Here is a 20,506-nt window from a genome sequence, read left to right on the forward strand (position 1 = left end):
CGTTTCCCTCAGCGCGGCACCGCGCCGATGGCGGCGCGCAACCGCGTCTGGGTGTCTTCCATCCACCGCAGCACATCGGACCAGTGGTCTTCGTCGTCGACCGTGGGCCCGAGCAGACGGGTCTCGATCCGGCAGCCCTTCCTGGTGGGGAGGTCGTCGAAGATCAGGCCGTCCCCGAACCGTTCCGTGATGTTGCCGCGCCGGTCGGCGAGGGCCTGCCAGCGGTTCAGGTTGACCGCGGCGTCGGGATCACCGAAGAAGAGCTCCGACCGGCAACCGAATCTGGTGAAGGAGACCACCCAGTTCGCGCCGGTGACTCCAGCGGGCATCGAGAACCAGCTGACCGTCGGGGGACTTGCGTTGCTCCATCCGCGCCGCTGGGCGAGGGAGGTGAACCGGGTCCAAAACCGCCGGTACAGCTCCTCTTTGACCGAGCCGGTGCCTTCTTCCGAGTCGTCTTCGACGGCTGGTGCGACCGTCGCCGCCGGTGGCCCGATCACTCGGATGATCGCGGTGGCCACCGTCTCGACTTCGGCGATCGCGTTCGACGCTTCATCGGCGGTGATGGACTGCTTCGCGTCGGTTCGTGCCGGGTCCCGATCGGCTTCGTGAGCGATCCGGTTGCGGCGCTCGACGACCTTTTTGAGGGCGTCCTGAACGTCGCCCGCCGACACGGTCTCCCCACGACGATCGGTGAGCCAGGTGGCGACCGAAGGCCACAACGGGACGTCGCTGACGTGGCTGAGCGCTTCCCTGATCTTCTCCGGTGCCTGGAACGACTGCCAGCCGAACTGGTCGCGCAGGTACCCCGCGAAGGCGGCAGGCAGCTTCTTCGCGTCGTTCTGAACGTCCTCGAACAGCGACAGCGGGATGCGCAGCTTGAGGAACTTCGGCGGGCGCTGAGCCGATGCGTCGAGCGCGAACGCGAGCGCCCGGTCGTACAGCTCACGGTGGACCCAGTGGTCCAGCGCGGAGACGGCTTGAACCCAGGCTGCCCGGTAGAGGTCGGCGACGTCGAACGCCCCGACCTGGAGCCGTTCGAGGTGCCGGCCACCTTTGACGAGGTTCCTGGCGTAGTCCAGATTGCTCCGGAACTCGGCGAAGCCCCCTGTCTCCCAGCCCGGCTCGTCCGCAGTCTCCGAAAGGTCCGCCATGGCTGCATTATGACCGGGCGACCCCACGTGTGTCCGGGCTCCGACCGGGTAACCGCGCCGTTCCCCGAGCGGAAGGAGACTCCCTTGAGCAAGCCGAACCCGATCGAACTGCAGAAGTACCTCGCCGGTGTCGATTACCCCGCCCAGCGCGATGATCTCGTGCGCGCGGCCGAGCGGAACGGGGCCGATGACGGCACCCTGGACGTCGTGCGGCGCCTGCCCGACCGGACCTACGACGGACCGAGCGGAGTGAGCAAGGAGATCGGCGGCTGACCCCCCGAACGCGGCCCGGGCGGGGTGCCGCTCGCCCGGGTCGTCACAGCCACCGGCGGAACAACCGCGTCACCGCCGGCATCACCACGTACGTCATCGTCGTCAGCAGCACCAGCGGGAACAACGCCGCTCGCAGCGGCAGCGGCCAGGACGCCGTCAGCGGGACCACCCACGCCTGGAACCCCAGCACCAGCGGGTACACCGCCACCAGCGAGATCAGCCACATCTTCCAGCGCGGCGGGGGCTTCATCGTCGCGATCGCCTCGGAGGGGACGTGGAACCACGTCTCCAAGCCCGTCCGGTGCTGCTGCGCCGTCTTCGTCGCGGCCAGCCGGCGCGCCTGGCGCAGCCACTTCTCGCGCTCGGGGGATTCGAGCCATCGGCGCAGATCACGGCGGGTGGCGAACTGGTGGACGACGTGGAAGTCGCGGCTGTCTTCGTTGTGCACCACCGTCGCCGCGAGGTTGCCCGGGTAGTGGGCCGCCTCGGCCGTCGCGCCGCGGGCCCACTCCGCGAACTCGCCGACACGGTCCGGCTTGGCGCGCCAGCTGTACACCGTGGTCACCGGTTCGATGTCCGATGTGGACATGACTCTCCCTACAACAGGGAACTGATCGCGGCCGGGGCCACCGCGCCGAGGTCGGCGACCGCGCGGCAGACCTCCGCCGGGTCGATCTCCTCGAGGCACGGGTGGCCCGGCACCGGGCACACGCGCGCGCGGCTGGCGCGGCACGGTGCCCGCTGGTCGCCCAGCAGCACCACCGGGACGCCGTACGGGGCCCAGCGCTCGGCCGGCACCACCGGCGCGAACAGCGACACCACCGGTGTGCCCGCCGCCGCGGCCAGGTGCGCCGGGCCGGTGTTGGGCGCGACGACGACCTGTGCGCCGGACAGCACCGCCGCCAGCTCGGCCAACGACGTCCGGCCGCCGAGGTTCACCGCCGACGTCCCCGCCACGCCCGCCGTCAGGTGCGCCTCGCCCGGCGCGCCCGTCACGAGCACGCGATGCCCCTCGGCGGCCAGCGCCCGCACCACTCGGTGGCTCCAGGCCGGTGACGGCTGCCGTGCCGGTACCGACGCGGCCGGGTGGACCACGACGTACGCGCCGCCGCCTGTCAGGCGCGTGACGGGGGGCAGCGGGCGCCGCAGGGCCAACGCGCCGTGGTCGTCGGGCGGCAGCGCGTAGCCGGCCGCCTCGGCGAGCGACAGCATCCGGACCGCTTCCGGCGGGTCGCCGTCGACGCGGTGGCGCAAGTCGAGCAGGCTGCCCGGGTAGTCCTCGGAGATCGCGCCGATCCACGGCACGCCGGCCTGGCGCAGCAACAGCGCCAAGGGCAGCGGCGACTGGTGGAACGACGTCAGGATCAGCGCCCGGTCGAACGACTCCTCCCGGACCAGCGACACGAACGCGCCGGTGTCCTCGGCGGTGACCGGCGGCGGCGACGGGTCGATCCACGGCGCCGTCCACGTCAGGACTTCGTCGACGCCCGGCAGCAACTCGGCCGCGGCGCGTCCGTGCGGGCCGGCCAGCAGCGTCACGTGCGACGCCTGCGCGGCGACCGCGCGGACGCACGGACCGGCCAGCAGGACGTCGCCGAGGTTGTCCTGACGGGCGACGAGCACCCGGCTCATCCGGCGACCCCGGCCACGCGCAGCGCTTCGGACAGGTCCTTCGCGACGGCGGCGTGCCGGCGCGCGCGGGCGATCTCGGGCTCGAGCGTGCGGGCCGTCGGCACCAGCACCGCGCGGGCTCCCGCGGCCAGCGCGGCGTCGACGTCGGCGCCGGTGTCGCCGATGACCACGCACGACGCGGGATCGACGCCCAGCTCGTCTGCCGCACGCAGCACCATGCCCGGTCGCGGTTTGCGGCAGTCGCAGCCGTCGCCGTCGTCGTGCACGCAGACCTGCCACGTGCCGAACGGACCGAGCAGCTCGTCCACGCGGGCGTTCACGGCGGCGAGCTGGTGCGGGGCGATCAGTCCTTTCGCGACACCCGACTGGTTGCTGACGATCCCGACCGGGATGCCGCGCTCACGCAGCCGGCTCACCAGGTCCGCGGCGCCGGGCACCGGGCGGACCCCGGCCGGGTCGTTGAGGTAGGGGACGTCGACGATCAAGGTGTCGTCACGGTCGAACAGCACCGCGGCCGGCGGCTTCGGGCGCCGCGCCGCGATTTCCCCGCGCACGCGGTGGTAGCACGCGGCCGGCGGGATGAGCGCGCTCGTCACGGCCATCCGGGCGATCTCGCCCGGGGTGCGCGGGCCCGGCAGGATCCGGCGGGCGGCGAACTCCGCCGTCAGCCCGGCCCAGATCCCGGCGGCGACGACGGCTTTCCCGCGCTGCCGCACCAGCGGCAGCGCCAGCGCCGCCAGACCGGCCACTGTGGACAGTGCGTGCAGGCCGAGCCGGCCCTGGCCCGCGCCGGTGCGCTGGCGCCAGAGGACGCCGTGCTTGGCGCGCATGAGCGCGTTGTCCGCGTTGCCGCGCTGGGCTTTCAGGCTGTAGAAGAACCCCGAGCGCCGCGCCGGGTGCGTCGTCAGCCGCTCGCCCTGAGCGATCCGGTGCCCGGCTTCGGCGACGCGCAGCGCGAGGTCCGAGTCCTCGCGGAACGCGCGCGGGAACCGCTCGTCGAACCCGCCCGCTTCGACCAGCGCCGCGCGCCGGTAGGCCATGTCCGCGGTGATCCACCGCGCGTGCTCGAGGCCCGCCGTGCCGCGCTCGTCGTCGGTCGGACGGCGGTCCGCGGGCAACGGGACGGTGATCCGGCCCTGGGACGCGGCCACTTCCGGGGGCAGCCACAGCAGGTCTTCGGCGAGCCGCCGGGGCCAGTCGGGGGCGAGCACGACGTCGTCGTCGACGAACGCGATCCACTCGCTCTTCGCCGTGCGCCAGCCGAGGTTCCGCGCGGCCGCCGGGCCGCGCCCGCCCGAGCGCAGGACGCGCACGCCGCCCGGAACGTCCAGTTCGGACCCACCGGGGCGGTCGTCGACGACCAGGATCTCCGCCGGTCGCGGGCCTTCGCCGCCGAGGACGGTGTCGAGCAGTGGCCGAAGCGTCTCCCGGCCCGTCGTGGGGATCACCACGGTGTAGTCGAGCGAAGCAGTCACCGGACCGGGCTACCCGCGAGACGCCCGGTCAAACGGCGTGTCGATCGCGGGCGCGGGGGTAACCGGGCAGGGACACGAAGGAGGTGCGGATGACCGCGGGGACGATCGAAATCCGGAACCCGGCCGACGGCAGCGTGGTGGGCAGCGTGCCGACCGCGGGCGAAGACGAGATCGACGCCGCGCTGTCGCTGGCGAACGAGACCCGGGCCGCGTGGGCGCGGACGCCGGCCGCCGAGCGCGGCGCACTGCTGCACACCGCGGCCGAGCGGCTCCGGGCCCAGGCCGACGACCTGGCCGCCGCGAACGAAGCGGAAACGGGCCGCCCGCGCGACGAAGCCCGCGAAGGCGTGCTCGCCGGGGCCGGCACGCTGGACCAGTACGCCGAGCTCGGCCCGGTCCACCGCGGGCGCAGCCTGCTCGGCGACCCGGGCGCGACCGACCTGATGGTGCCCGAGCCGCGGGGCGTGGTCGTCGCGCTGACGCCGTGGAACGACCCGGTCGCGGTCGCGTGCGGGCTGCTGGGCGCGGCCCTGGTCACCGGGAACACCGTGGTGCACAAGCCGAGTGAGCGCGCGCCGCACACCGGGCAGCTGCTGGGCGAGCTCCTGGCCGGCGTGTTCCCCGGCGGCGTGGTGCAGACCCTGCAGGGCGACGGCGGGGTCGGCGCGATCCTGGCGATGCGCGACGACGTCGACGTCCTCGCCCACGTCGGCAGCACCGCGACCGGCCGGTCGATCGCCGCGAGCGCGGCCGCGACCGGCGCGAAGACGCTGCTCGAGAACGGGGGCAACGACCCGCTGCTGGTCGACGCCGACGTCGACCCGGCGTGGGCCGCGAGCCAAGCGGCGCTGGGCGCGTTCGCCAACTCGGGCCAGATCTGCGTGTCCGTCGAACGGATCTACGTCCACGACGCCGTCGCGGAGGAGTTCCTGGCCGCACTGGTCAAGGAGGCCGAAGCCCGGACCCTCGCACCGCTGGTCGACCGGCGGCACCGCGACCACGTGCACTCGCACGTCGCGGACGCGGTCGAGCGCGGAGCCCGGCTGCTGACCGGGGGAGCGGTGCCCGGCGGTCCCGGCGCGCACTACCCGGCGACCGTGCTCACGGGCTGCACCGCGGACCTGCGGGTGATGACCGAGGAGACGTTCGGCCCGGTGGCCCCGGTCCAGGTCGTGCCGAGCTTCGACGAGGGGCTCGCCGAAGCGGCGAAGGGCGACTACGGGCTCGCGGCGACCGTGCTCACGGCGTCGATGGCGAACGCCCAGCGCGCGTGGCGGGAGCTGCCCGCCGGGACGGTGAAGGTCAACGACGTCTTCGGCGGCGCTCCCGGCGGCGCGGCGCATCCCCGCGGCCGCAGCGGGAACGGCTACGGCTATGGGCCGGAGCTGCTCGACGAGCTGACCCAGACCAAGCTCGTCCACGTGGCGCCGCCCGGATGACCGAGCGCCGCCCTCCGCGGCTGAAGGCGGGCGAGGACGTCAAGCGGGGCCTGGCCGTCGTGTTCGGCACCGAAGCCGACCACCACGACCGGACGCCGCTGGGCTGGTTCGCCCGCGCCCTGCGGGTCCCCGGCCGCGAACGCCGGATCCTCGTCCAGACGGCGAAGGCCACGCTGGCCGCGACCGCGGCGTGGCTGCTGGCGACGCTGGTGCTGAAGCTGCCGCAGCCGTTCCTCGCGCCGTACGCGGCCATCTTCCTGGTGGAAGCGACCGTGTACCGGTCGCTGCGCGGGTGGCTCCAGCAGGTCGGCTCGGTCGCCACCGGCGTGCTGCTGGCCGCCCTGGCCGGCCAGTTGATCCCGGTGCAGGCGGTCGCGCTGGCCGTCGTCGTGTTCGTGGGCCTGCTCGCGGGGAACTGGCGGCGGTTCGGCGACGCGGGAGTGTGGGTCGGCGTCACCGGCATGCTGCTGATCTCCTACGGCACGGCCCGCGACCTTTCGCTGCTGGGCGACCGCCTCCTGGAGACGGCGCTGGGCGCGGCCATCGGCGTCGCCGTCAACACGCTGATCTTCCCGCCGCTGTACGGCGAACGCCTGGCCGCGGCGACCGCCCGGCTCGCGACGGCGCTGGCCGGCCTGCTGGAGTCGCTGTCGGACCTGGTGCGCCACGACGAACCGGGCGACCTCGATGACCTGCCGGCGCGGGCCCAGGACACCCGCAGCCAGGTGCTGGCGGCCGAGGAGGCGGTCGGGCTGACGCGCGAGGGGCGGATGCTGAACCTGCGCCGGGGTCGGCGGACGGCGGGCGCGGACCACGAACGTCCACTTCGGACGCTCACCGCGCTGTGGCCCGCGGTGGCCCAGCTGATCGCCGCGGTGCGCACCACGACCCGGGCGCGCGACCGGCACCCGTTCGAGTACCCATGGGCGGACGCGCGGGACTCCTTGGCCGACCTGCTGCACCTGCTGGCGGGCGCCGTGCAGGCGGTGGCCGCGGTGGGGGAGCCGGTCGACCTGGAGGAGTGCCGCGCGCTGCTGGAGAAGCTGGAGGAGCGGCTGGTCACGGCGGACGAGGACGGCGTCCCGGCCCGGCTGGGCCTGGGCACGATGATCCTCCCGGCGCGCTTGCTCGTGGAGAAGCTGGCGAACCGCTGAGTTCGGGACGCGCTGTCACGGGACCGCGATGGCCTCGGCTTCGGAGCGGTGGCGTCGGCAGGCCGTGCAGACCATCGTCTGGCCCAGCAACGACCCGTCCCCCGCGACCAGCCGGGCGACGTGCAACGTCGGCAACCCGCACTCCTCGCACGGGATGGGCTTGCTGTCGCGGCTGATCATGACTCGGTTCGGCATCGGTGGAGCCCCCTGACGGGATCGAAGGTCCTCCCCGGCTACCCCGTGGCCTGGGCCACACTCTTCCGGAGCAAGGACCTCACTCGAAAGGAGTAATCAGGACGCCGGGTACCGCTGCGCGCCGAGCAGGGTGGCCAGGTGGACGGCGTTGCGGACCAGCGTCGCGTTCGTCGAGGCCACGGCCTTGGGCGTCTCGTCGAGGTCCTGGTAGTCGCCGCCCTGCATGGCCTCCCCGTTCCAGTACGTGCCGCCCTGCGCGGGGACCGTGAAACCGGTGTCGTTCAGCGCCTGGAACAGGTCCGCGATGATCTTGTGCGCGCCGTCCTCGTTGCCGACGACCGCGGCCACCGCGACCTTGCCGAACATCGCCGGCCTGCCCTCGTCGTCGGTTTCGGACAGTTCCGCGTCGAGCCGTTCGAGCACCCGCTGCGCGACGCTCGACATGTGGCCGACCCACGTCGGCGTGGCGATCAGCAGGATGTCGGCGGCCGCGATCCTGCGGCGGATCTCCGGCCATTCGTCGCCGGCGCCCATGTCGGCCTCGACGCCCGGGCGGACGTCGTGGTCGACCACGCGGATCACCTCGCCGGTGGCGCCGCGCTCGGCGAAGAGGTCGAGCAGCTGGCGCGCGATCAGGTCGCTGCTCGACTTCGCCGGCGACGGCTTGAGCGTGCAGGTCAGCGCGAGGACGCGCAGGGTCATGACTGCCTCCTGGGTGGGGTTCCGACGCCCACGTGCGTGAAGCCCGCGAGAGCGTCGGGATCGAGCAGGTTGCGGGTGTCGACGACGACCGGCCGCGCGGCCGACGCGGCCAGCCGGGCCCAGTCGAGGTCCCGGAACTCCGGCCATTCGGTGAGCACGACGAGCGCGGCGGCGTCCTTGGCCACCAGGTACGGGTCGTCGACGACCTGGACGGTGTCCAGGCCGGGCACGGCACCCACGGCCGGGTCGTGGGCGGCCAGTTCGGCGCCCGCGCGGGCGAGGTCGGCCGCCACCGCCAGCGCGGGTGAGTCGCGCAGGTCGCCGGTGCCGGCCTTGAACGCCAAGCCCAGCAGGCCGATCCGCGCGCCGGCGAGCGAACCCGCCGGTGACCCGGTGACGGCCTGGCGCACGGCCCGCACCACCCGGGCGCGCTGCCGGGCGTTGACGCGGACCGCGTCGCGCAGGATGCCGAACTCGACGCCCGCCGCCTCGGCCGCGTGCAGCAGCGCCGAGGTGTCCTTGGGCAGGCACGAGCCGCCCCAGCCGGGGCCGGGGGCGAGGAACTCCGGGCCGATCCGCGCGTCCAGGCCCATGGTGCGGGCGACCTCGCGAACGTCGGCGCCGAACCGTTCGCACAGTTCGGCGAGGACGTTCACGTAGGACAGCTTCACCGCGAGGAACGCGTTGCTCGCGTACTTCGCGAGTTCGGCGCTGGCCGAGTCGGTCGCCACCACGGGCGCGCCGGTCGGCTCGTACAGCCCCGCGACGCGGTGCGCCGCGGCCGATTCCGGCGGGTCGGTGCCCACCACGACCCGGTCCGGGTGCAGGAAGTCCTCGACGGCGTGCCCCTCGCGCAGGAACTCCGGGTTGGCCACCACCGGCAGGTCGTCCCGGCCCAGCAGGCCGGGCAGCCGGGCGGCCGTGCCGACCGGGACCGTCGACTTCGTGACCACGACGCAGCCGGGGCGCAGCAGACGCCCCAGCTGCGGCAGCACGTGTTCGAGCACGCCGAGGTCGGGCCGTCCGTCCGCGGCGGGTGGCGTCGGCAGGCACAGGAAGACCAGGCCGGCGCCGTACAGCTCGGCCTGGGCGCCGGTGAGGGTGAGCGTGCCGTCGTCGAGGCCTTGCCCGGTCAGCTCGGCCAAGCCGGGCTCGGCGATGGCCACTTCGCCGCGGCGCAGGGCGTCCACTTTGGACTGATCGGCGTCCACGCAGGTGACCCGGTGCCCGAGCCGCGCGAAGCACGCGGCACTGGTCAGCCCGACGTAGCCCGCGCCGACGATCCCGATGTGCTCAGCCATGCGCCACCCGCATTTCCAGTGCCGAGCGGGTCGCGGCCAGCACGCGGTCCTCCCCGAGCAGCAGGAGCCCGCCGTCGGGCTCTTCGCCGTGCGGGTCGCCGACGTTGCCCGCCCAGAGCACGACGTGCTGCCGCGCGTCCGGCGGCGGGCCCCACAGCCGCGGCGGGGTCGGGCCGAACAGCAGCACCGACGGCGTGCCGAACGCGGTCGCGAGGTGCCCGACACCGGTGTCGCCGCAGACGACCAGCGCGGCCCCGGCCACCAGCGCGGCCAGTTCCGCCAGGTCCGTCCGCCCGGCCAGCACGGCGTCTTCGCCGAGCCCGGCGCGGTCGGCGATCGACGACGCCAGCTCGCGTTCGGCGCCGCTGCCGGTGAGCACCACGCGGTGCCCGGCCGCGGCGAGCGCCCGCACCACGCCGGCGAACCGCTCCGGCGGCCAGCGCCGGGCGGGGAAGGCCGCGCCCGGGTGCACCACGACGGCGTCCGGGGCGGGACTCGGGCCCGGTGGCACGGGCAGCCGCAGCGCCGTGCGGTCCGCCTCCAGGTGGGCGTACTCGACGAGCCGGCACCAGCGGTCGACCTCGTGGACGTCGTCGCGCCACGGCAGGCCGGGCACGTCGGGGAAGTCGGGGTGGTGGTGGGTCAGCAGTTCGCCGGGATCGGCCGCCAGCAGGTCGTGAATACTCTCCGGGCCGCTGCCGTGCAGGTTGACGGCGAGCCTCGGCGGCGGTCCGGGCCACGCGAGGTCGCCCAGGCCCGCGGTCGGCAGCAGCTCGTCGACCGCGTCGATCAGCTCGACGAGGTCGCGCAGGCCCTCCGGCGCCGCCAGCACCAGGCGGTCGTCCGGGTACGCGGCCCGCAGCGCCCGCAGCGCGGGGACCCCGGTCAGCAGGTCCCCGAGCCCGAGCGCGCGCAGCACGAGGACCGCGGAGCTCACGGCCACGACCCCTCCTCCGACGCGCACACCACGAGTTCGCGCACCTCGGAGCCGGGCGGCTGCCGAAGGGCGAAGACGACGGTGTCGGCGACGTTCTCGGGCTGGTTGAGCTTCGCGTCCGGCGGCGGCTTGTACTGATCGGTGCGGCCGTCGAAGAAGTGCGTCCACATCCCGCCCGGGATCAGCAGCGTGACACCGACGCGCCCGGCCAGCTCCGCGGCCAGCGCGCGGGTGAACCCGACGACCCCGAATTTCGAAGCGCAGTAGGCGGTCGCGTCGCTCACGGCCTTGATGCCCAAAGTGGACGCCACGGTGACGACCGTCCCGTGCGAACGCTCCAGGTAGGGGAGCGCGGCGCGGATCACCGCGACGGTGCCGAGGAGGTTGACCTTGACGACCCGCTCCCAGGCTTGCGTGGACACTTCGCCGAGCGGGCCGCAGGCGTCGGTGCCGGCGGCGGTGAAGACGCCGTCGAAGCCGCCCGCGCGCTCGGCCAGCTCGCGCACCGCGGCCTCGGTCGCGGCGGTGTCGGTCAGGTCGGCTTCGACGTATTCGGCCGGGTCTTCGGGGCGGACGCGGTCGAGGACGTAGGGGGTGCCGCCCGCCTTGCGGACGGCGTCGACGGTGGCGGCGCCGAGGCCGGAGGCACCACCGGTGATCAGGACGTTGCCGAGGGGTCGCATCGCACTCCTTCGGGAGTCGTCGGACGGGGTTCAGGCACTGGCCGCCGCGGCGACCAGCCGGGACGTCGAATAGCCGGGGACGGTCGGGACGAGCACCACTTCGCCGCCGTGGCGTTCGACGACCGCGCGTTCGGGCAGGTCGGCGGCCGCGTAGTCGCCGCCCTTCACCCACACGTGCGGGCGCAGCCGGTCCAGCACGGTGGCGGGGGAGTCCTCGTCGAACACGACCACGGCGTCCACAAAGGACAGCGCGGTCAGCAGGCGGGCCCGGTCGCGGTCCCGCACGAGCGGGCGGCCGGGTCCTTTGAGGCCCCGCACCGACGCGTCCGAGTTGAGGCAGACGACGAGCGCGTCGCCGAGCGCGCGGGCCTGCCGCAGCAGACTCACGTGCCCGGGGTGGAGCAGGTCGAAGCAGCCGCCGGTGGCGATGAGGCGGCCGCCGCGGTCCCGGACGCGCTCGGCGAGGCCGAAGGCGTCGGTGGCCGGCTGCGGGTCCGCCACCGGACCGTCGTTCGTGGACAGCGCGGTGGCCCCGCCGTCGGCGACGAACCGGGCGGCCGCCTCGACCGCGGTCGCCACGGCCTCCCCGGCGCCGGCCCCGGCGAGCAGGGCCGCGGTGGCGGCCGCGGCGAACCGGTCACCCGCACCGCACGTGTCGGGCGCGGCGTGCCCCGGCACCCGCGCCGCGGCGGGGATCGGCACGGCCGATTCGCCGAGGCCGTCGGACACCACCGCGCCGGCCGAGCCGACGGTCACCGCGACCGCGTCGGCGTGCCAGTGCCCGCGCAGCAGCTTGGCCAGCTCGGCCGGCTCTTCGTGCCCGGCGAGCACCGCGCGGGCTTCGGCGAGATTCGGGGTGACCAGCGCGATCCCGGGCACCGGCTGGGCGCCGCGCGGATGCGGGTCCCAGACCACCGGGACCTCCCCGGCCCGGTCGCGCAGGAGCCGCCGGACGTGCGGGTTGCGGGTCAGACCGCGCCCGTAGTCGGCGACGAGGATCGCGCCGGCTTCTTCGAGGGCCTCGCGCACCGGCGCGGGCAGCGGTCCGGCGGTGGCCGTACCGTCGCCGGAATCCAGGCGCAGCAACGACTGCCCGCCCGCGCGGACGCGGGTCTTGCACACCGTCGTGCCCCGCAGCGGCAGCGGCAGCACGGTGACGTCGGGTTCGAGCAGGCCGGTGAGCGCGTGCCCGCCTTCGTCGTCGCCCAGCGGCGTCACCAGCACGACGTCGGCTGCGGACCGCGCGGCCAGCAGAGCGGCGAGGCCGGCGCCACCCGGGCGGCGGCGCCGCGCGGTCAGGTCCACCACCGGCACCGGCGCCTCCGGGCACAGCCGCTCGGCGGTCCCTTCGACATCGACGTCGAGCAGCGTGTCGCCGAGGACGACCAGCGGCCTCACGCGGTCACTCCGAGCGCGTCGTCCAGCGCCGCGCACAGGCCGTGCACCAGGGCCAGATGCATTTCCTGGACGGTCGCGACGGTCGGTGCCTCGACCGTGACGGCGTCGTCGCACAACGCGGCCAGGGGGTTCGGCGCGGGCCCGGTCAGCGCCCACGTCGTGACGCCCAGCTCGTGCGCGGCCTTCGCGGCGGCGACGACATTCTGGCTGGTGCCGCTGGTGGACAGGCAGACCAGCACGTCGCCGGGGCGCCCGTGCGCGCGCACCTGGCGGGCGAAGACCTCGTGGTCGCCGTAGTCGTTGACGATGGCGGTGGTCGCGGAGGTGTCCGCGTGCAGCGCGATCGCCGACAGCGGCTGCCGCTCGTCGCGGAACCGGCCGACGAGCTCGCCGGTCAGGTGCTGGGCCTCGGCCGCGCTGCCGCCGTTGCCGCAGGCGAGCAGCCGGCCGCCGGCCTCGAAGACGCCGGCCAGGTGCCGGCCCCAGCCGGTGATCTTCGGGGCGGATTCGCGCATCCGCCCGGCGGCTTCGGCCAGAGCGGCGAGATGGTCTTCCATCACGGCACCTCCTTCTCCTCCGGCGACGCCGCGCCGGGTCGTGTCGGACGGGGACGCCGGAGCACGAACGGCCCCAGCGCCAGCAGGTCGATCGGCGCGGAGCCGAAGCACTCGAGCGCGTCGCGGGGCGAGTCGACCATCGGCCGGCCCGCGGTGTTGAGGCTGGTGTTGATCACGACCGGCAGGCCGGTGCGCCGTTCGAACCCGGCGAGCATCCGCGCCAGGACGGGGTTTTCGCGGTCCTCCACGGTCTGGACCCGGGCGGTGCCGTCGACGTGCGTCACGGCCGGGATCCTGTCCCGCCAGTCTTCCGCCACGTCGTGCACGAACAGCATGTACGGGCTCGGCAGGGGGCCGCGGGTGAAGATCTCGCCGGCCCGCTCGGCCCGCACCATCGGCGCCACGGGGCGGAACTGCTCGCGGCCCTTGACGTCGTTGAGGCGTTCGAGGTTCGCCTTCCGGCCCGGGTGGGCCAGCAGCGAACGGTGGCCCAGCGCCCGCGGCCCGAACTCGGCGCGGCCCTGGAACCAGGCGATCACTTCGTCGTTCGCCAGTGCCTCGGCCACGGTCTCGGCGACGTCGTCGGGACGTTCGTAAGGCAGCTTCGCCTTGACCAGGATCTCTTCGAGCTGCTCGTCGGTCCATTCGCGACCCAGGCCGGCGCCGCCCATCGGCGCGCCGCGCTCGCCGGCGTCGGCGGCCAGCTGCAGGGCCGCGCCGAGCGCCGTGCCGGCGTCGCCCGCCGCGGGCTGCACCCAGACCCGGTCGAACGGGCCTTCGGCGTGCAGACGGGTGTTGGCGACGCAGTTCAGGGCGATGCCGCCGGCCAGGGCGAGGTCGCGGTGGCCGGTCTGGTCGTGCAGCCAGTCCGTCAGCTCCAGCAGGATGTCTTCGAGGACCTTTTGGACACTCGAGGCCAGATCGGCGTGCCGGCGGGTCAGTTCTTCGCCCGCCTCCCGGCGCGGGGCCAGTGCGGCGAGGTTGACGCCGGAGGCGTGGAAGCCGCCGTCGCCGGTGACGTGGACGTGCTCGCACAGCTCGTCGAGGAATTCCGGCTTGCCGTAAGAGGCCAGCGCCATGACCTTGTACTCGTCGCTGGAGCGGGCGAAGCCGAGGTGCTCGGTCAGGTCCTCGTAGAGCAGCCCGAGCGAGTGCGGGAGCTGCTGCGCGGCCAGCTCCTTGAAGCGGCCGTCGCGGTACTCACCGGCCAGGTAGGACGTGCTCTCGCCGCGGCCGTCGGCCACGAGCACGGCGCAGTCGCCGAAGGGCGCGGCCAGCGCTGCCGACGCGGCGTGCGCGACGTGGTGGCGGACGAATTTGACGATGCCGGGGTCGAGACCGGGCAAAGCGGACTTGAGGAACAGCGGGGCCCGTTTCGCGAACTCGGTCCGCAGCTCCTCGCCGCTCGGGTCGTGGCCGGCCAGGCCGGGCTCGACCAGCGCGGGGTCGTAGGAGTACCCGACGGCGTCGAGGTCCTTCGCGGACAGTCCGGCCCGCTCCAGGCACCAGGCCGCGGCCTGCGCGGGCTGTTCCCACGTGGAGAACGGGACGGCCTGCTTGCCGTGCTTGCGGCGGCTGAAGCGTTCTTCTTCGGCCGCGGCGACGATCTCGCCGTCCACCACCAGCGCGGCGGCCGGGTCGTGGAAGACGGCGTTGATCCCGAGGATGCGCATCGACCTGCCCCTGGCGTTCCGGTGCGGACTCCATCGCCGGTCCGCTCTCGCCTATAGCGCTACCCGGCGAAGTCACCCATAAACGATCGCGGGCGAAAGCCCTGGGCGTCGCTACTCAGCGCAGCGGCGCCCGGCGGAACCACGCCGCGGTGCGGAGAAGCCCTTCCTCGGCGTCGATCTTCGGTTCCCACCCGAGGACGTCCCGGGCGAGGGAGATGTCGGGGCAGCGGCGCCGCGGGTCGTCGACGACGGCGTCGATCTCCACGACGGGCGAGTCCGAGCCGGTGATGTCCTTGATCCGCTCGGCGACCTGGCGGACGGTCAGCTCGTGCGGGTTGCCGATGTTGACCGGTCCCGGGTGGTCCGACCGGGCGAGGGCGAGCAGGCCGCGCACGGTGTCTTCGACGTAGCAGATGGACCGCGTCTGCTCACCGGTGCCGGTGACGGTGATCGGTTCGCCCTTGAGGGCCTGGTCGAGGAACGCGGGGATCATCCGGCCGTCGTGGGCGCGCATGCCGGGGCCGTAGGTGTTGAAGATCCGCGCGATCCCGGTGTCGACGCCGTGTTCGCGGCGGTAGGCCGCCGTCAGTGCCTCGGCGAAGCGCTTGGCCTCGTCGTAGACGCTGCGCGGGCCGATCGGGTTGACGTTGCCCCAGTACTCCTCGCGCTGCGGGTGTTCCAGCGGATCACCGTAGACCTCGCTGGTGGAGGCGAGGACGAACCGGGCGCCGTCGCGGCGGGCGAGGTCGAGGGCGTGCTCGGTGCCGTGCGAGCCGGCGCGCAGCGTTTCCAGCGGCAGGGCGAGGTAATCGCGCGGCGACGCGGCCGACGCCAGGTGGAACACGACGTCGGCCCGGCAGTTCAGCGGCATCGGCTGCGTGACGTCGTGGCGCACGAAACGGAACTTCTCGTGGCGGCGCAGCGCGTCGAGGGAGCTGGGCGAGGAGGTCGCGAGGTTGTCCACGGCGATCACTTCGATGTCCTCTTCGAGCAGCAGCTCGCACAGGTGCGCGCCGACGAAGCCGGCACCCCCGGTCACCACCGCACGCTCGAACCGCCTGGTCACTCCCGGATTCGTCATGCCGTGGCGGCTACCCCGCGGCTCCGGGCGCAAACCCCGTGTAAGCCCGAGGCGAGCGGGTACGCGCCGGACATGCGAGTTCTGCTCACCGGATGGGCCAGTTTCCTGCACGGCGAAGCGACCGCGGGTGACGTCCTCAGCCTGCGCGCGGTGGGGGCCGCGCTCGCGCGAGCCGGGATCGGCCACGACGTCGTCTGGAGCCCGGGCTTCCGGCCCGGTACCCGGCACCTGCCCGACGCGCCGCCTTCGGACTACACGCACGTGGTGTTCGCCTGCGGCCCGGTGCACGGGCCGCAGGTGCGCTCCCTGCACGAGCGGTACGCCTCCTGCCGCCGGATCGCGGTCGGGGTGACCGTGCCCGACCCGCGGGACCCGGCGGTGACCGGGTTCCACCGGGTCTTCCCCCGCGACGACGGGGCCACCCCGGACCTCTCCCTGGCCGCGTCGGTTTCCCGGACCCCGGTGCTCGGCGTGGTCCTCGCGCCGCACCAGCCCGAATACGGCGGCGCGGGGCGGCACGACGAGGTCCACGACGCGCTGACCGGCTGGGTCGCCGGCCTGGACTGCGCGCGGGTGCCCCTGGACACCCGGCTGGCGCACGAAGACTGGCAGCGCTGCGCGACGCCGGACCAGTTCGTCTCCCTGGTGTCCAAAATGGACGCCGTCGTCACCACGCGGCTGCACGGGCTGGTGCTCGGGCTGAAGGCCGGCGTCCCGGTGATCGCCGTCGACCCGGTGGCCGGCGGCGGAAAGGTGACCGCGCAGGCGAACGCGCTGGGCTGGCCGGTCCTCGCGGCCGAAGACGCCGCGGACACCGCGCTGCTCGACGCCCGCCTGAAGTGGTGTCTGTCCACTGTGGTCCCGCCACCGCCGGCACCGTCCTTGGCCGGGTTGCTCGACGAGCTGGCGGGTTCGCGGTGAGCGCGCGCACGACCGTCGTCATCGCCACCCACAACCGCGCCGGGGAACTGGCGCGCACCCTCGCCCGGCTGTCCTCGTTGGACCCGCGGCCGCCGGTCGTGGTGCTGGACAACGCCTCGGACGACGACACGGCCGACGTCGCCGCGCGCTTCCCCGGTGTCCGGCTGATCCGGCTGCCGCACAACCTGGGGGCGGCGGCCCGGACGCTCGGGGTGCTCGTCGCGGAGACGCCGTACGTGGCCTTCAGCGACGACGACTCGTGGTGGGCGCCCGGCGCCCTGCCCGAAGCCGAACGGATCTTCGACGAACACCCGCGGGCCGGCCTCCTCGCCGCGCGCACCCTCGTCGGCCCGGAGTGCCGGGACGACCCGGTGACACCCGACATGGAACGCAGCCCGCTCGGCCGTCCCGACGGCGCGCCCGGGCCGCTGGTGCTGGGATTCCTCGCCTGCTCGGCGATCGTCCGCCGCACCGCGTACCTGCAGGCAGGTGGCTTCAGCCCGCTGCTGCACTTCGGAGCGGAGGAGCAGCTGCTGGCCTACGACCTGGCCGCACGCGGCTGGGACGTCTGCTACGTCGGGCACCTGCGCGCCCACCACCACCCGTCGCGGTCGCGGCCGCCGTCGTCCTGGCGCCGCCGCGCCGAGCTGCGCAACCGGCTGCTCATCGCCGTGCTGCGCCGGCCGCCGCGGGTCTGCCGCCGGGAGGTGGCCCGGACGCTCGTCACCGCACCCGGCGCCGTGCTCGGCGCGGTGGCCCGGCTGCCGCGGGCGCTCGGCTCCCGCCACGTCCTGCCCGCCCACGTCGAAGACCAGGCCCGGACTCTGGAAAGGACCGCCGAATGGCGCGCATCTCGGTCGTGATCATCACCTGCAACCGCCGTGAGCAGCTGCGGGAGACCTTGGCGCACATGACGTCCCTGCCGGACGATCCGCCGGTCTTCGTCGCGGACAACGGGTCCGCCGACGGGACGGCCGCGATGGTCGCGCGCGAGTTTCCCGGCGTCCGGCTGTTCGCCCTGGCGGAAAACCTCGGCGCGGTGGCGCGCAACGTCGCCGTCGAGGAGGTCACGACGCCGTATGTGGCGTTCTGCGACGACGACACGACCTGGCAGCCGGGCGCGCTGACCCGGGCGGCGGACCTGCTCGACGAGTACCCGGGCCTCGGCTCGGTGACCGGGCGCTGCCTGGTCGAGCCGGGGCTGGCCGAGGACCCGATCACGCCGGAGCTGCGCGATTCGCCGGTGCCGGGCCCGTCGTGGCTGCCCGGGCCGGCGCTGCTGGGCATCATGGCCGGGCTGACCGCGGTGCGCGTCAGCGCGTTCCGCCAGGTCGGCGGCTTCTCGACGCGGATGTGGCTGGGCGGCGAAGAGGAGCTGTTCGCACTGGACCTCGCCGCGCGCGGCTGGTGGATGTGCTGGGCCGAGGACGTGGTGATCCACCACGCGCCGTCGAAGCTGCGCGACCCGCGGCACCGCCGCCGCCTCGGCATCCGCAACACATTGTGGACACTGCTGCTGCGCCGTCCCTGGCCGGCGGTCTTCCGCCGCGGTCGCGAGGTGCTGCGCACCGCCCCTCGCGACCGTGCGACGGCGGCAGCCCTGCTCGACGTGCTGCGCGGCCTCCCGTGGGTCCTCGCGGACCGCAAGGTGGTCCCGCCGCACGTCGAGCACGGCCTGTGCCTGCTGGAAGAACCCCAGCGGAACTCGACGGCCCGCCGCTACGTGGGCTGAGGTCAGCGGGCCTCGGCGGTGGCCGCCTGCTGCGGGACGAGCTTGTGGTACGCCCGGAGCGTGTCGGCCGCGACGCGGTCCCACGAGTAACGGGCCACCGCGCGGTCGTGGCCCGCGGTGCCGTACGCGTGGCAGAGCGCCGGGTCGTCCAGCAGCCGCCGGACCCGGGACGCGAGCTCCTTCGGCTGGTGGGGCCGGACCAGCAGCCCGGTGACGCCGTCGACGACGGTGTCGGTCAGCCCGCCCACCGCGGCCGCGACCACCGGGACCCCGCACGCCATCGCTTCCAGCGGCACGATCCCGAACGGCTCGTACCACGGCGTGCAGACGACGGCGTCGGCCGAGCGCAACAGGGCCGGCATGTCCTCCCGGGACACCTGGCCGGGCCACCGGACGCGCTCGCCGACCCCGAGCCGGTCGGCCAGCTCCCGCAGCCGCTTCGCCTCCGGGTCCTGCGACAGCCGCCCGCGTTCGGGACCGCCCGCGATCACCAGTTCGGTGTCCGGCAGCTGGGCGAGCGCGGTGATCGCGAGGTCGAACCCCTTGCGCGGCACCAGCCGCCCGACGGCCACCAGCCGGTGGCGTTCGCGGCGGCGGGCGACCGGCCCGTCGGGGGAGAAGCGCCCGAGGTCGACGCCGCAGGGCACGATCGAGATCCGCGACCGGGGCACGCCGAGCCGCGACAGCTCGAACACCTCGTCGGAGCAGGTGGCGATGACGCGCCCGGCATGCCTGCCGATGATCCGCTCCAGCCGGATCCGATCCGCCGGGCTGGTGTCCTGGTCGCCCTGGTAGCGCTTCTTGACCACGCCGAGGGCGTGGAACGTCTGCGCCACCGGCGTCCCGGTCGCGCTCGCCGCGAGGGCAGTCGCCAGGCCGGACATCCAGAAGTGCGCGTGCGCCACGTCGGGCCGGTCGGCGGCCCACCGGTCGCGCAGGAAGCTGCCGAACTCGCCCATGTACGGCAGGAGGCGGTCCTTCGGCTCCTTCCGCGGCGGCCCGGCGGGCACGTGCACGACCCCGTACCCCTGCGGCGCCCGGACCTCGCCCGGTTCGTCGAGGCTTTCCCGGCGCGTGTAGACGGTGACGTCGTGCCCGGCGCGCGTGAGGGCCGCCGACAGCTCGGCGACGTGCACGTTCTGTCCACCGGCGTCGGCTTCGCCCAACGCCGCCAGGGGGTTGGCGTGCTCGGACACCATCGCGATCTTCATCGGAGAGGCGTTCCCTTCGGGTTCAGCGGGCCGTCTCGGCGAGGAGGTGGTCCCAAGTGGTGAGGAAGGCGTCCAGCCCGTGTTTTTTCAGGGCGTGTTCGCGGGCGTTCTTGCCCGCCAATGCGGCGAAGTCGGGTTCGTGCACCAGCTCGCGGAAGCCCTTGGCGAGCACGGAGACGTCGGTGGAGAGCACGCCCGCGTCGGGTGGCACGGCCTCGATCGCCTCGGTGGCGGCGAAGACGACGACCGGCATGGCCAGGTGCATCGCCTCCAGAAGGGACAGTCCCAGCGACGTCCAGCGGGCGGTGTGCAGGTAGACGCGGCGGCGGGCGATCTCGTCGTGCAACGCCGGCGCGGGGACGTCACCGTGGCCGCCGGCCTCCTCGGTCCCGATGCCGAACAGGTCGACCGGCGCGGCCCCGGCCAGCGTTTCGAGGAGGTCGGCGCCGGTCACGCGGCGGCGCCGCACCGGTTCGTTGATCATCGACACGCCGGCGGCGAGCTCGCCGGTGTAGCGCGCGCCCGGGTCGGGGATGCCGTGCGGGACGACGGTGGTCGGCGCGCGGCCGCAGTCCCACATCGCCTGGTTGAAGTGGGTCACGTGCGCGACGGTGATGTCCGAACGCGACGCGAGGGGGTGCTCGCTCGAAGCGGCGTACGGCCGGGGCGCGTTGTGTTCGACGTAGACGGCCGGCGCGCCCAGCCGGGCCACGAACTCGAGCTCCTCCGGGCGCTGCACCACGACGACGTCCGGTTCGGCTTCGGCCAGGCGGTCGAGCGGCACCTCGGTGACCGACGGCCAGTCGCGGCCCGCCTTCCCGAGCCCCCAGGGCGCACCTTCGGGGGACACCGGCAGCAGGTACCGGTGGCGGCCGCGGACGAAAGCGTCGGTCCACGAGCCGTGCACGTGCCAGAGCAGTACTCTCAGGCGCCGGGATCCGGGTTCGGTCATGGCCCCCTGGTTTCCCGGAGATCGCCTGTTAAACGT

The 20,506-nt window shown here is 74.2% G+C and carries 21 protein-coding genes; 6 read left to right on the forward strand and 15 right to left on the reverse strand.

From position 1 onward, the window contains the following. Positions 1-8 precede the first annotated feature (8 nt). The gene (locus ACWEVP_RS32465; protein WP_452066369.1) at positions 9-1,154 is read right to left on the reverse strand and encodes a DUF4268 domain-containing protein; all 1,146 of its coding nucleotides are present in this window, start codon (positions 1,152-1,154) and stop codon (positions 9-11) included. A gap of 84 nt (positions 1,155-1,238) precedes the next feature. On the opposite strand from ACWEVP_RS32465, the gene ACWEVP_RS32470 reads away from it, so the two are divergent. Next, positions 1,239-1,427, forward strand: a complete 189-nt coding sequence (locus tag ACWEVP_RS32470) for a DUF2795 domain-containing protein (protein ID WP_452066370.1) — start codon at positions 1,239-1,241, stop codon at positions 1,425-1,427. A 43-nt stretch (positions 1,428-1,470) separates the two neighbouring features. On the opposite strand, the gene ACWEVP_RS32475 is transcribed toward ACWEVP_RS32470, so the two are convergent. Genes ACWEVP_RS32475 through ACWEVP_RS32485 form a run of 3 tightly spaced genes read right to left on the reverse strand, consistent with a single transcriptional unit; the run spans position 1,471 to position 4,534 of the window. After that, positions 1,471-2,016 carry an antibiotic biosynthesis monooxygenase gene (locus tag ACWEVP_RS32475; protein WP_452066371.1) on the reverse strand — a complete coding sequence of 182 codons (546 nt, stop codon included), beginning with the start codon at positions 2,014-2,016 and terminating at the stop codon, positions 1,471-1,473. Between the two features lie 8 nt (positions 2,017-2,024). Further along, positions 2,025-3,059 carry a glycosyltransferase family 9 protein gene (locus ACWEVP_RS32480; RefSeq protein WP_452066372.1) on the reverse strand — a complete coding sequence of 345 codons (1,035 nt, stop codon included), beginning with the start codon at positions 3,057-3,059 and terminating at the stop codon, positions 2,025-2,027. After that, positions 3,056-4,534 (reverse strand): HAD-IIIA family hydrolase, encoded by a 1,479-nt coding sequence (locus ACWEVP_RS32485; RefSeq protein ID WP_452066373.1) that lies wholly within the window; start codon positions 4,532-4,534, stop codon positions 3,056-3,058. The genes ACWEVP_RS32480 and ACWEVP_RS32485 overlap by 4 nt, the downstream gene beginning before the upstream one ends. An 89-nt stretch (positions 4,535-4,623) precedes the next feature. Between ACWEVP_RS32485 and ACWEVP_RS32490 the strand changes: the two genes are divergently transcribed. Both ACWEVP_RS32490 and ACWEVP_RS32495 read left to right on the forward strand, forming a co-directional pair. Beyond that, complete coding sequence (locus tag ACWEVP_RS32490) at positions 4,624-5,973, forward strand: aldehyde dehydrogenase family protein (RefSeq protein ID WP_452066374.1); 1,350 nt, start codon at positions 4,624-4,626, stop codon at positions 5,971-5,973. Continuing rightward, the gene (locus ACWEVP_RS32495; protein ID WP_452066375.1) at positions 5,970-7,127 is read left to right on the forward strand and encodes an FUSC family protein; all 1,158 of its coding nucleotides are present in this window, start codon (positions 5,970-5,972) and stop codon (positions 7,125-7,127) included. Before ACWEVP_RS32490 ends, ACWEVP_RS32495 begins: the two co-directional genes overlap by 4 nt. Positions 7,128-7,142: 15 nt before the next feature. Here the strand turns inward: ACWEVP_RS32495 and ACWEVP_RS32500 are convergent, their stop codons facing one another. The 9 genes from ACWEVP_RS32500 to ACWEVP_RS32540 form a co-directional block, all read right to left on the reverse strand. Next, the gene (locus ACWEVP_RS32500) at positions 7,143-7,322 is read right to left on the reverse strand and encodes a hypothetical protein (protein ID WP_372672827.1); all 180 of its coding nucleotides are present in this window, start codon (positions 7,320-7,322) and stop codon (positions 7,143-7,145) included. Positions 7,323-7,418: 96 nt separating this feature from the next. After that, positions 7,419-8,024 (reverse strand): flavodoxin family protein, encoded by a 606-nt coding sequence (locus ACWEVP_RS32505; RefSeq protein WP_452066376.1) that lies wholly within the window; start codon positions 8,022-8,024, stop codon positions 7,419-7,421. Continuing rightward, complete coding sequence (locus ACWEVP_RS32510; protein ID WP_452066377.1) at positions 8,021-9,325, reverse strand: UDP-glucose dehydrogenase family protein; 1,305 nt, start codon at positions 9,323-9,325, stop codon at positions 8,021-8,023. Before ACWEVP_RS32510 ends, ACWEVP_RS32505 begins: the two co-directional genes overlap by 4 nt. Continuing rightward, on the reverse strand, positions 9,318-10,268 hold the full coding sequence (locus ACWEVP_RS32515) for a glycosyltransferase family 9 protein (protein ID WP_452066378.1): 951 nt from the start codon (positions 10,266-10,268) through the stop codon (positions 9,318-9,320). The genes ACWEVP_RS32510 and ACWEVP_RS32515 overlap by 8 nt, the downstream gene beginning before the upstream one ends. After that, a complete protein-coding gene (locus tag ACWEVP_RS32520) occupies positions 10,259-10,945 on the reverse strand; it encodes an SDR family oxidoreductase (protein WP_452066379.1) in 687 nt (228 codons plus the stop codon). The genes ACWEVP_RS32515 and ACWEVP_RS32520 overlap by 10 nt, the downstream gene beginning before the upstream one ends. 30 nt (positions 10,946-10,975) lie before the next feature. Beyond that, positions 10,976-12,343: a PfkB family carbohydrate kinase gene (locus ACWEVP_RS32525; RefSeq protein ID WP_452066380.1), complete on the reverse strand. Its 1,368-nt coding sequence runs from the start codon at positions 12,341-12,343 to the stop codon at positions 10,976-10,978. After that, positions 12,340-12,900 (reverse strand): D-sedoheptulose-7-phosphate isomerase, encoded by a 561-nt coding sequence (locus tag ACWEVP_RS32530; protein WP_452066381.1) that lies wholly within the window; start codon positions 12,898-12,900, stop codon positions 12,340-12,342. The genes ACWEVP_RS32525 and ACWEVP_RS32530 overlap by 4 nt, the downstream gene beginning before the upstream one ends. Continuing rightward, complete coding sequence (locus ACWEVP_RS32535; RefSeq protein ID WP_452066382.1) at positions 12,900-14,573, reverse strand: carbamoyltransferase family protein; 1,674 nt, start codon at positions 14,571-14,573, stop codon at positions 12,900-12,902. Before ACWEVP_RS32535 ends, ACWEVP_RS32530 begins: the two co-directional genes overlap by 1 nt. Positions 14,574-14,688: 115 nt before the next feature. Next, on the reverse strand, positions 14,689-15,654 hold the full coding sequence (locus tag ACWEVP_RS32540) for a UDP-glucuronic acid decarboxylase family protein (protein ID WP_452066383.1): 966 nt from the start codon (positions 15,652-15,654) through the stop codon (positions 14,689-14,691). Between the two features lie 72 nt (positions 15,655-15,726). Here ACWEVP_RS32540 and ACWEVP_RS32545 point away from each other — a divergent pair, with 72 nt between their 5' ends. From ACWEVP_RS32545 to ACWEVP_RS32555, 3 genes are read left to right on the forward strand one after another with little or no spacing between them, the layout of a single operon-like run. After that, a complete protein-coding gene (locus tag ACWEVP_RS32545; protein ID WP_452066384.1) occupies positions 15,727-16,575 on the forward strand; it encodes a polysaccharide pyruvyl transferase family protein in 849 nt (282 codons plus the stop codon). Continuing rightward, the gene (locus ACWEVP_RS32550; RefSeq protein WP_452066385.1) at positions 16,572-17,438 is read left to right on the forward strand and encodes a glycosyltransferase family 2 protein; all 867 of its coding nucleotides are present in this window, start codon (positions 16,572-16,574) and stop codon (positions 17,436-17,438) included. Before ACWEVP_RS32545 ends, ACWEVP_RS32550 begins: the two co-directional genes overlap by 4 nt. Next, the gene (locus ACWEVP_RS32555) at positions 17,417-18,307 is read left to right on the forward strand and encodes a glycosyltransferase family 2 protein (protein ID WP_452066386.1); all 891 of its coding nucleotides are present in this window, start codon (positions 17,417-17,419) and stop codon (positions 18,305-18,307) included. Before ACWEVP_RS32550 ends, ACWEVP_RS32555 begins: the two co-directional genes overlap by 22 nt. A gap of 2 nt (positions 18,308-18,309) precedes the next feature. Here ACWEVP_RS32555 and ACWEVP_RS32560 read toward each other — a convergent pair whose 3' ends face one another. Together ACWEVP_RS32560 and ACWEVP_RS32565 are read right to left on the reverse strand one after the other, a co-directional pair. Continuing rightward, positions 18,310-19,518 carry a glycosyltransferase gene (locus tag ACWEVP_RS32560; RefSeq protein WP_452066387.1) on the reverse strand — a complete coding sequence of 403 codons (1,209 nt, stop codon included), beginning with the start codon at positions 19,516-19,518 and terminating at the stop codon, positions 18,310-18,312. 22 nt (positions 19,519-19,540) lie between these two features. Beyond that, the gene (locus ACWEVP_RS32565) at positions 19,541-20,470 is read right to left on the reverse strand and encodes a glycosyltransferase (protein ID WP_452066388.1); all 930 of its coding nucleotides are present in this window, start codon (positions 20,468-20,470) and stop codon (positions 19,541-19,543) included. Between the last annotated feature and the right edge of the window lie 36 nt (positions 20,471-20,506).

Source organism: Amycolatopsis sp. NPDC003865, from assembly GCF_053605345.1.

Coding starts and splice junctions, on each gene's coding strand:
- ACWEVP_RS32475 (WP_452066371.1), bottom strand. CDS start 2,016: ATGTCCACATCGGACATCGAACCGGTGACCACGGTGTACAGCTGGCGC.
- ACWEVP_RS32530 (WP_452066381.1), bottom strand. CDS start 12,900: ATGGAAGACCATCTCGCCGCTCTGGCCGAAGCCGCCGGGCGGATGCGC.
- ACWEVP_RS32545 (WP_452066384.1), top strand. CDS start 15,727: ATGCGAGTTCTGCTCACCGGATGGGCCAGTTTCCTGCACGGCGAAGCG.
- ACWEVP_RS32560 (WP_452066387.1), bottom strand. CDS start 19,518: ATGAAGATCGCGATGGTGTCCGAGCACGCCAACCCCCTGGCGGCGTTG.
- ACWEVP_RS32490 (WP_452066374.1), top strand. CDS start 4,624: ATGACCGCGGGGACGATCGAAATCCGGAACCCGGCCGACGGCAGCGTG.
- ACWEVP_RS32540 (WP_452066383.1), bottom strand. CDS start 15,654: ATGACGAATCCGGGAGTGACCAGGCGGTTCGAGCGTGCGGTGGTGACC.
- ACWEVP_RS32505 (WP_452066376.1), bottom strand. CDS start 8,024: ATGACCCTGCGCGTCCTCGCGCTGACCTGCACGCTCAAGCCGTCGCCG.
- ACWEVP_RS32495 (WP_452066375.1), top strand. CDS start 5,970: ATGACCGAGCGCCGCCCTCCGCGGCTGAAGGCGGGCGAGGACGTCAAG.
- ACWEVP_RS32555 (WP_452066386.1), top strand. CDS start 17,417: ATGGCGCGCATCTCGGTCGTGATCATCACCTGCAACCGCCGTGAGCAG.
- ACWEVP_RS32565 (WP_452066388.1), bottom strand. CDS start 20,470: ATGACCGAACCCGGATCCCGGCGCCTGAGAGTACTGCTCTGGCACGTG.
- ACWEVP_RS32465 (WP_452066369.1), bottom strand. CDS start 1,154: ATGGCGGACCTTTCGGAGACTGCGGACGAGCCGGGCTGGGAGACAGGG.
- ACWEVP_RS32510 (WP_452066377.1), bottom strand. CDS start 9,325: ATGGCTGAGCACATCGGGATCGTCGGCGCGGGCTACGTCGGGCTGACC.
- ACWEVP_RS32500 (WP_372672827.1), bottom strand. CDS start 7,322: ATGCCGAACCGAGTCATGATCAGCCGCGACAGCAAGCCCATCCCGTGC.
- ACWEVP_RS32520 (WP_452066379.1), bottom strand. CDS start 10,945: ATGCGACCCCTCGGCAACGTCCTGATCACCGGTGGTGCCTCCGGCCTC.
- ACWEVP_RS32480 (WP_452066372.1), bottom strand. CDS start 3,059: ATGAGCCGGGTGCTCGTCGCCCGTCAGGACAACCTCGGCGACGTCCTG.
- ACWEVP_RS32535 (WP_452066382.1), bottom strand. CDS start 14,573: ATGCGCATCCTCGGGATCAACGCCGTCTTCCACGACCCGGCCGCCGCG.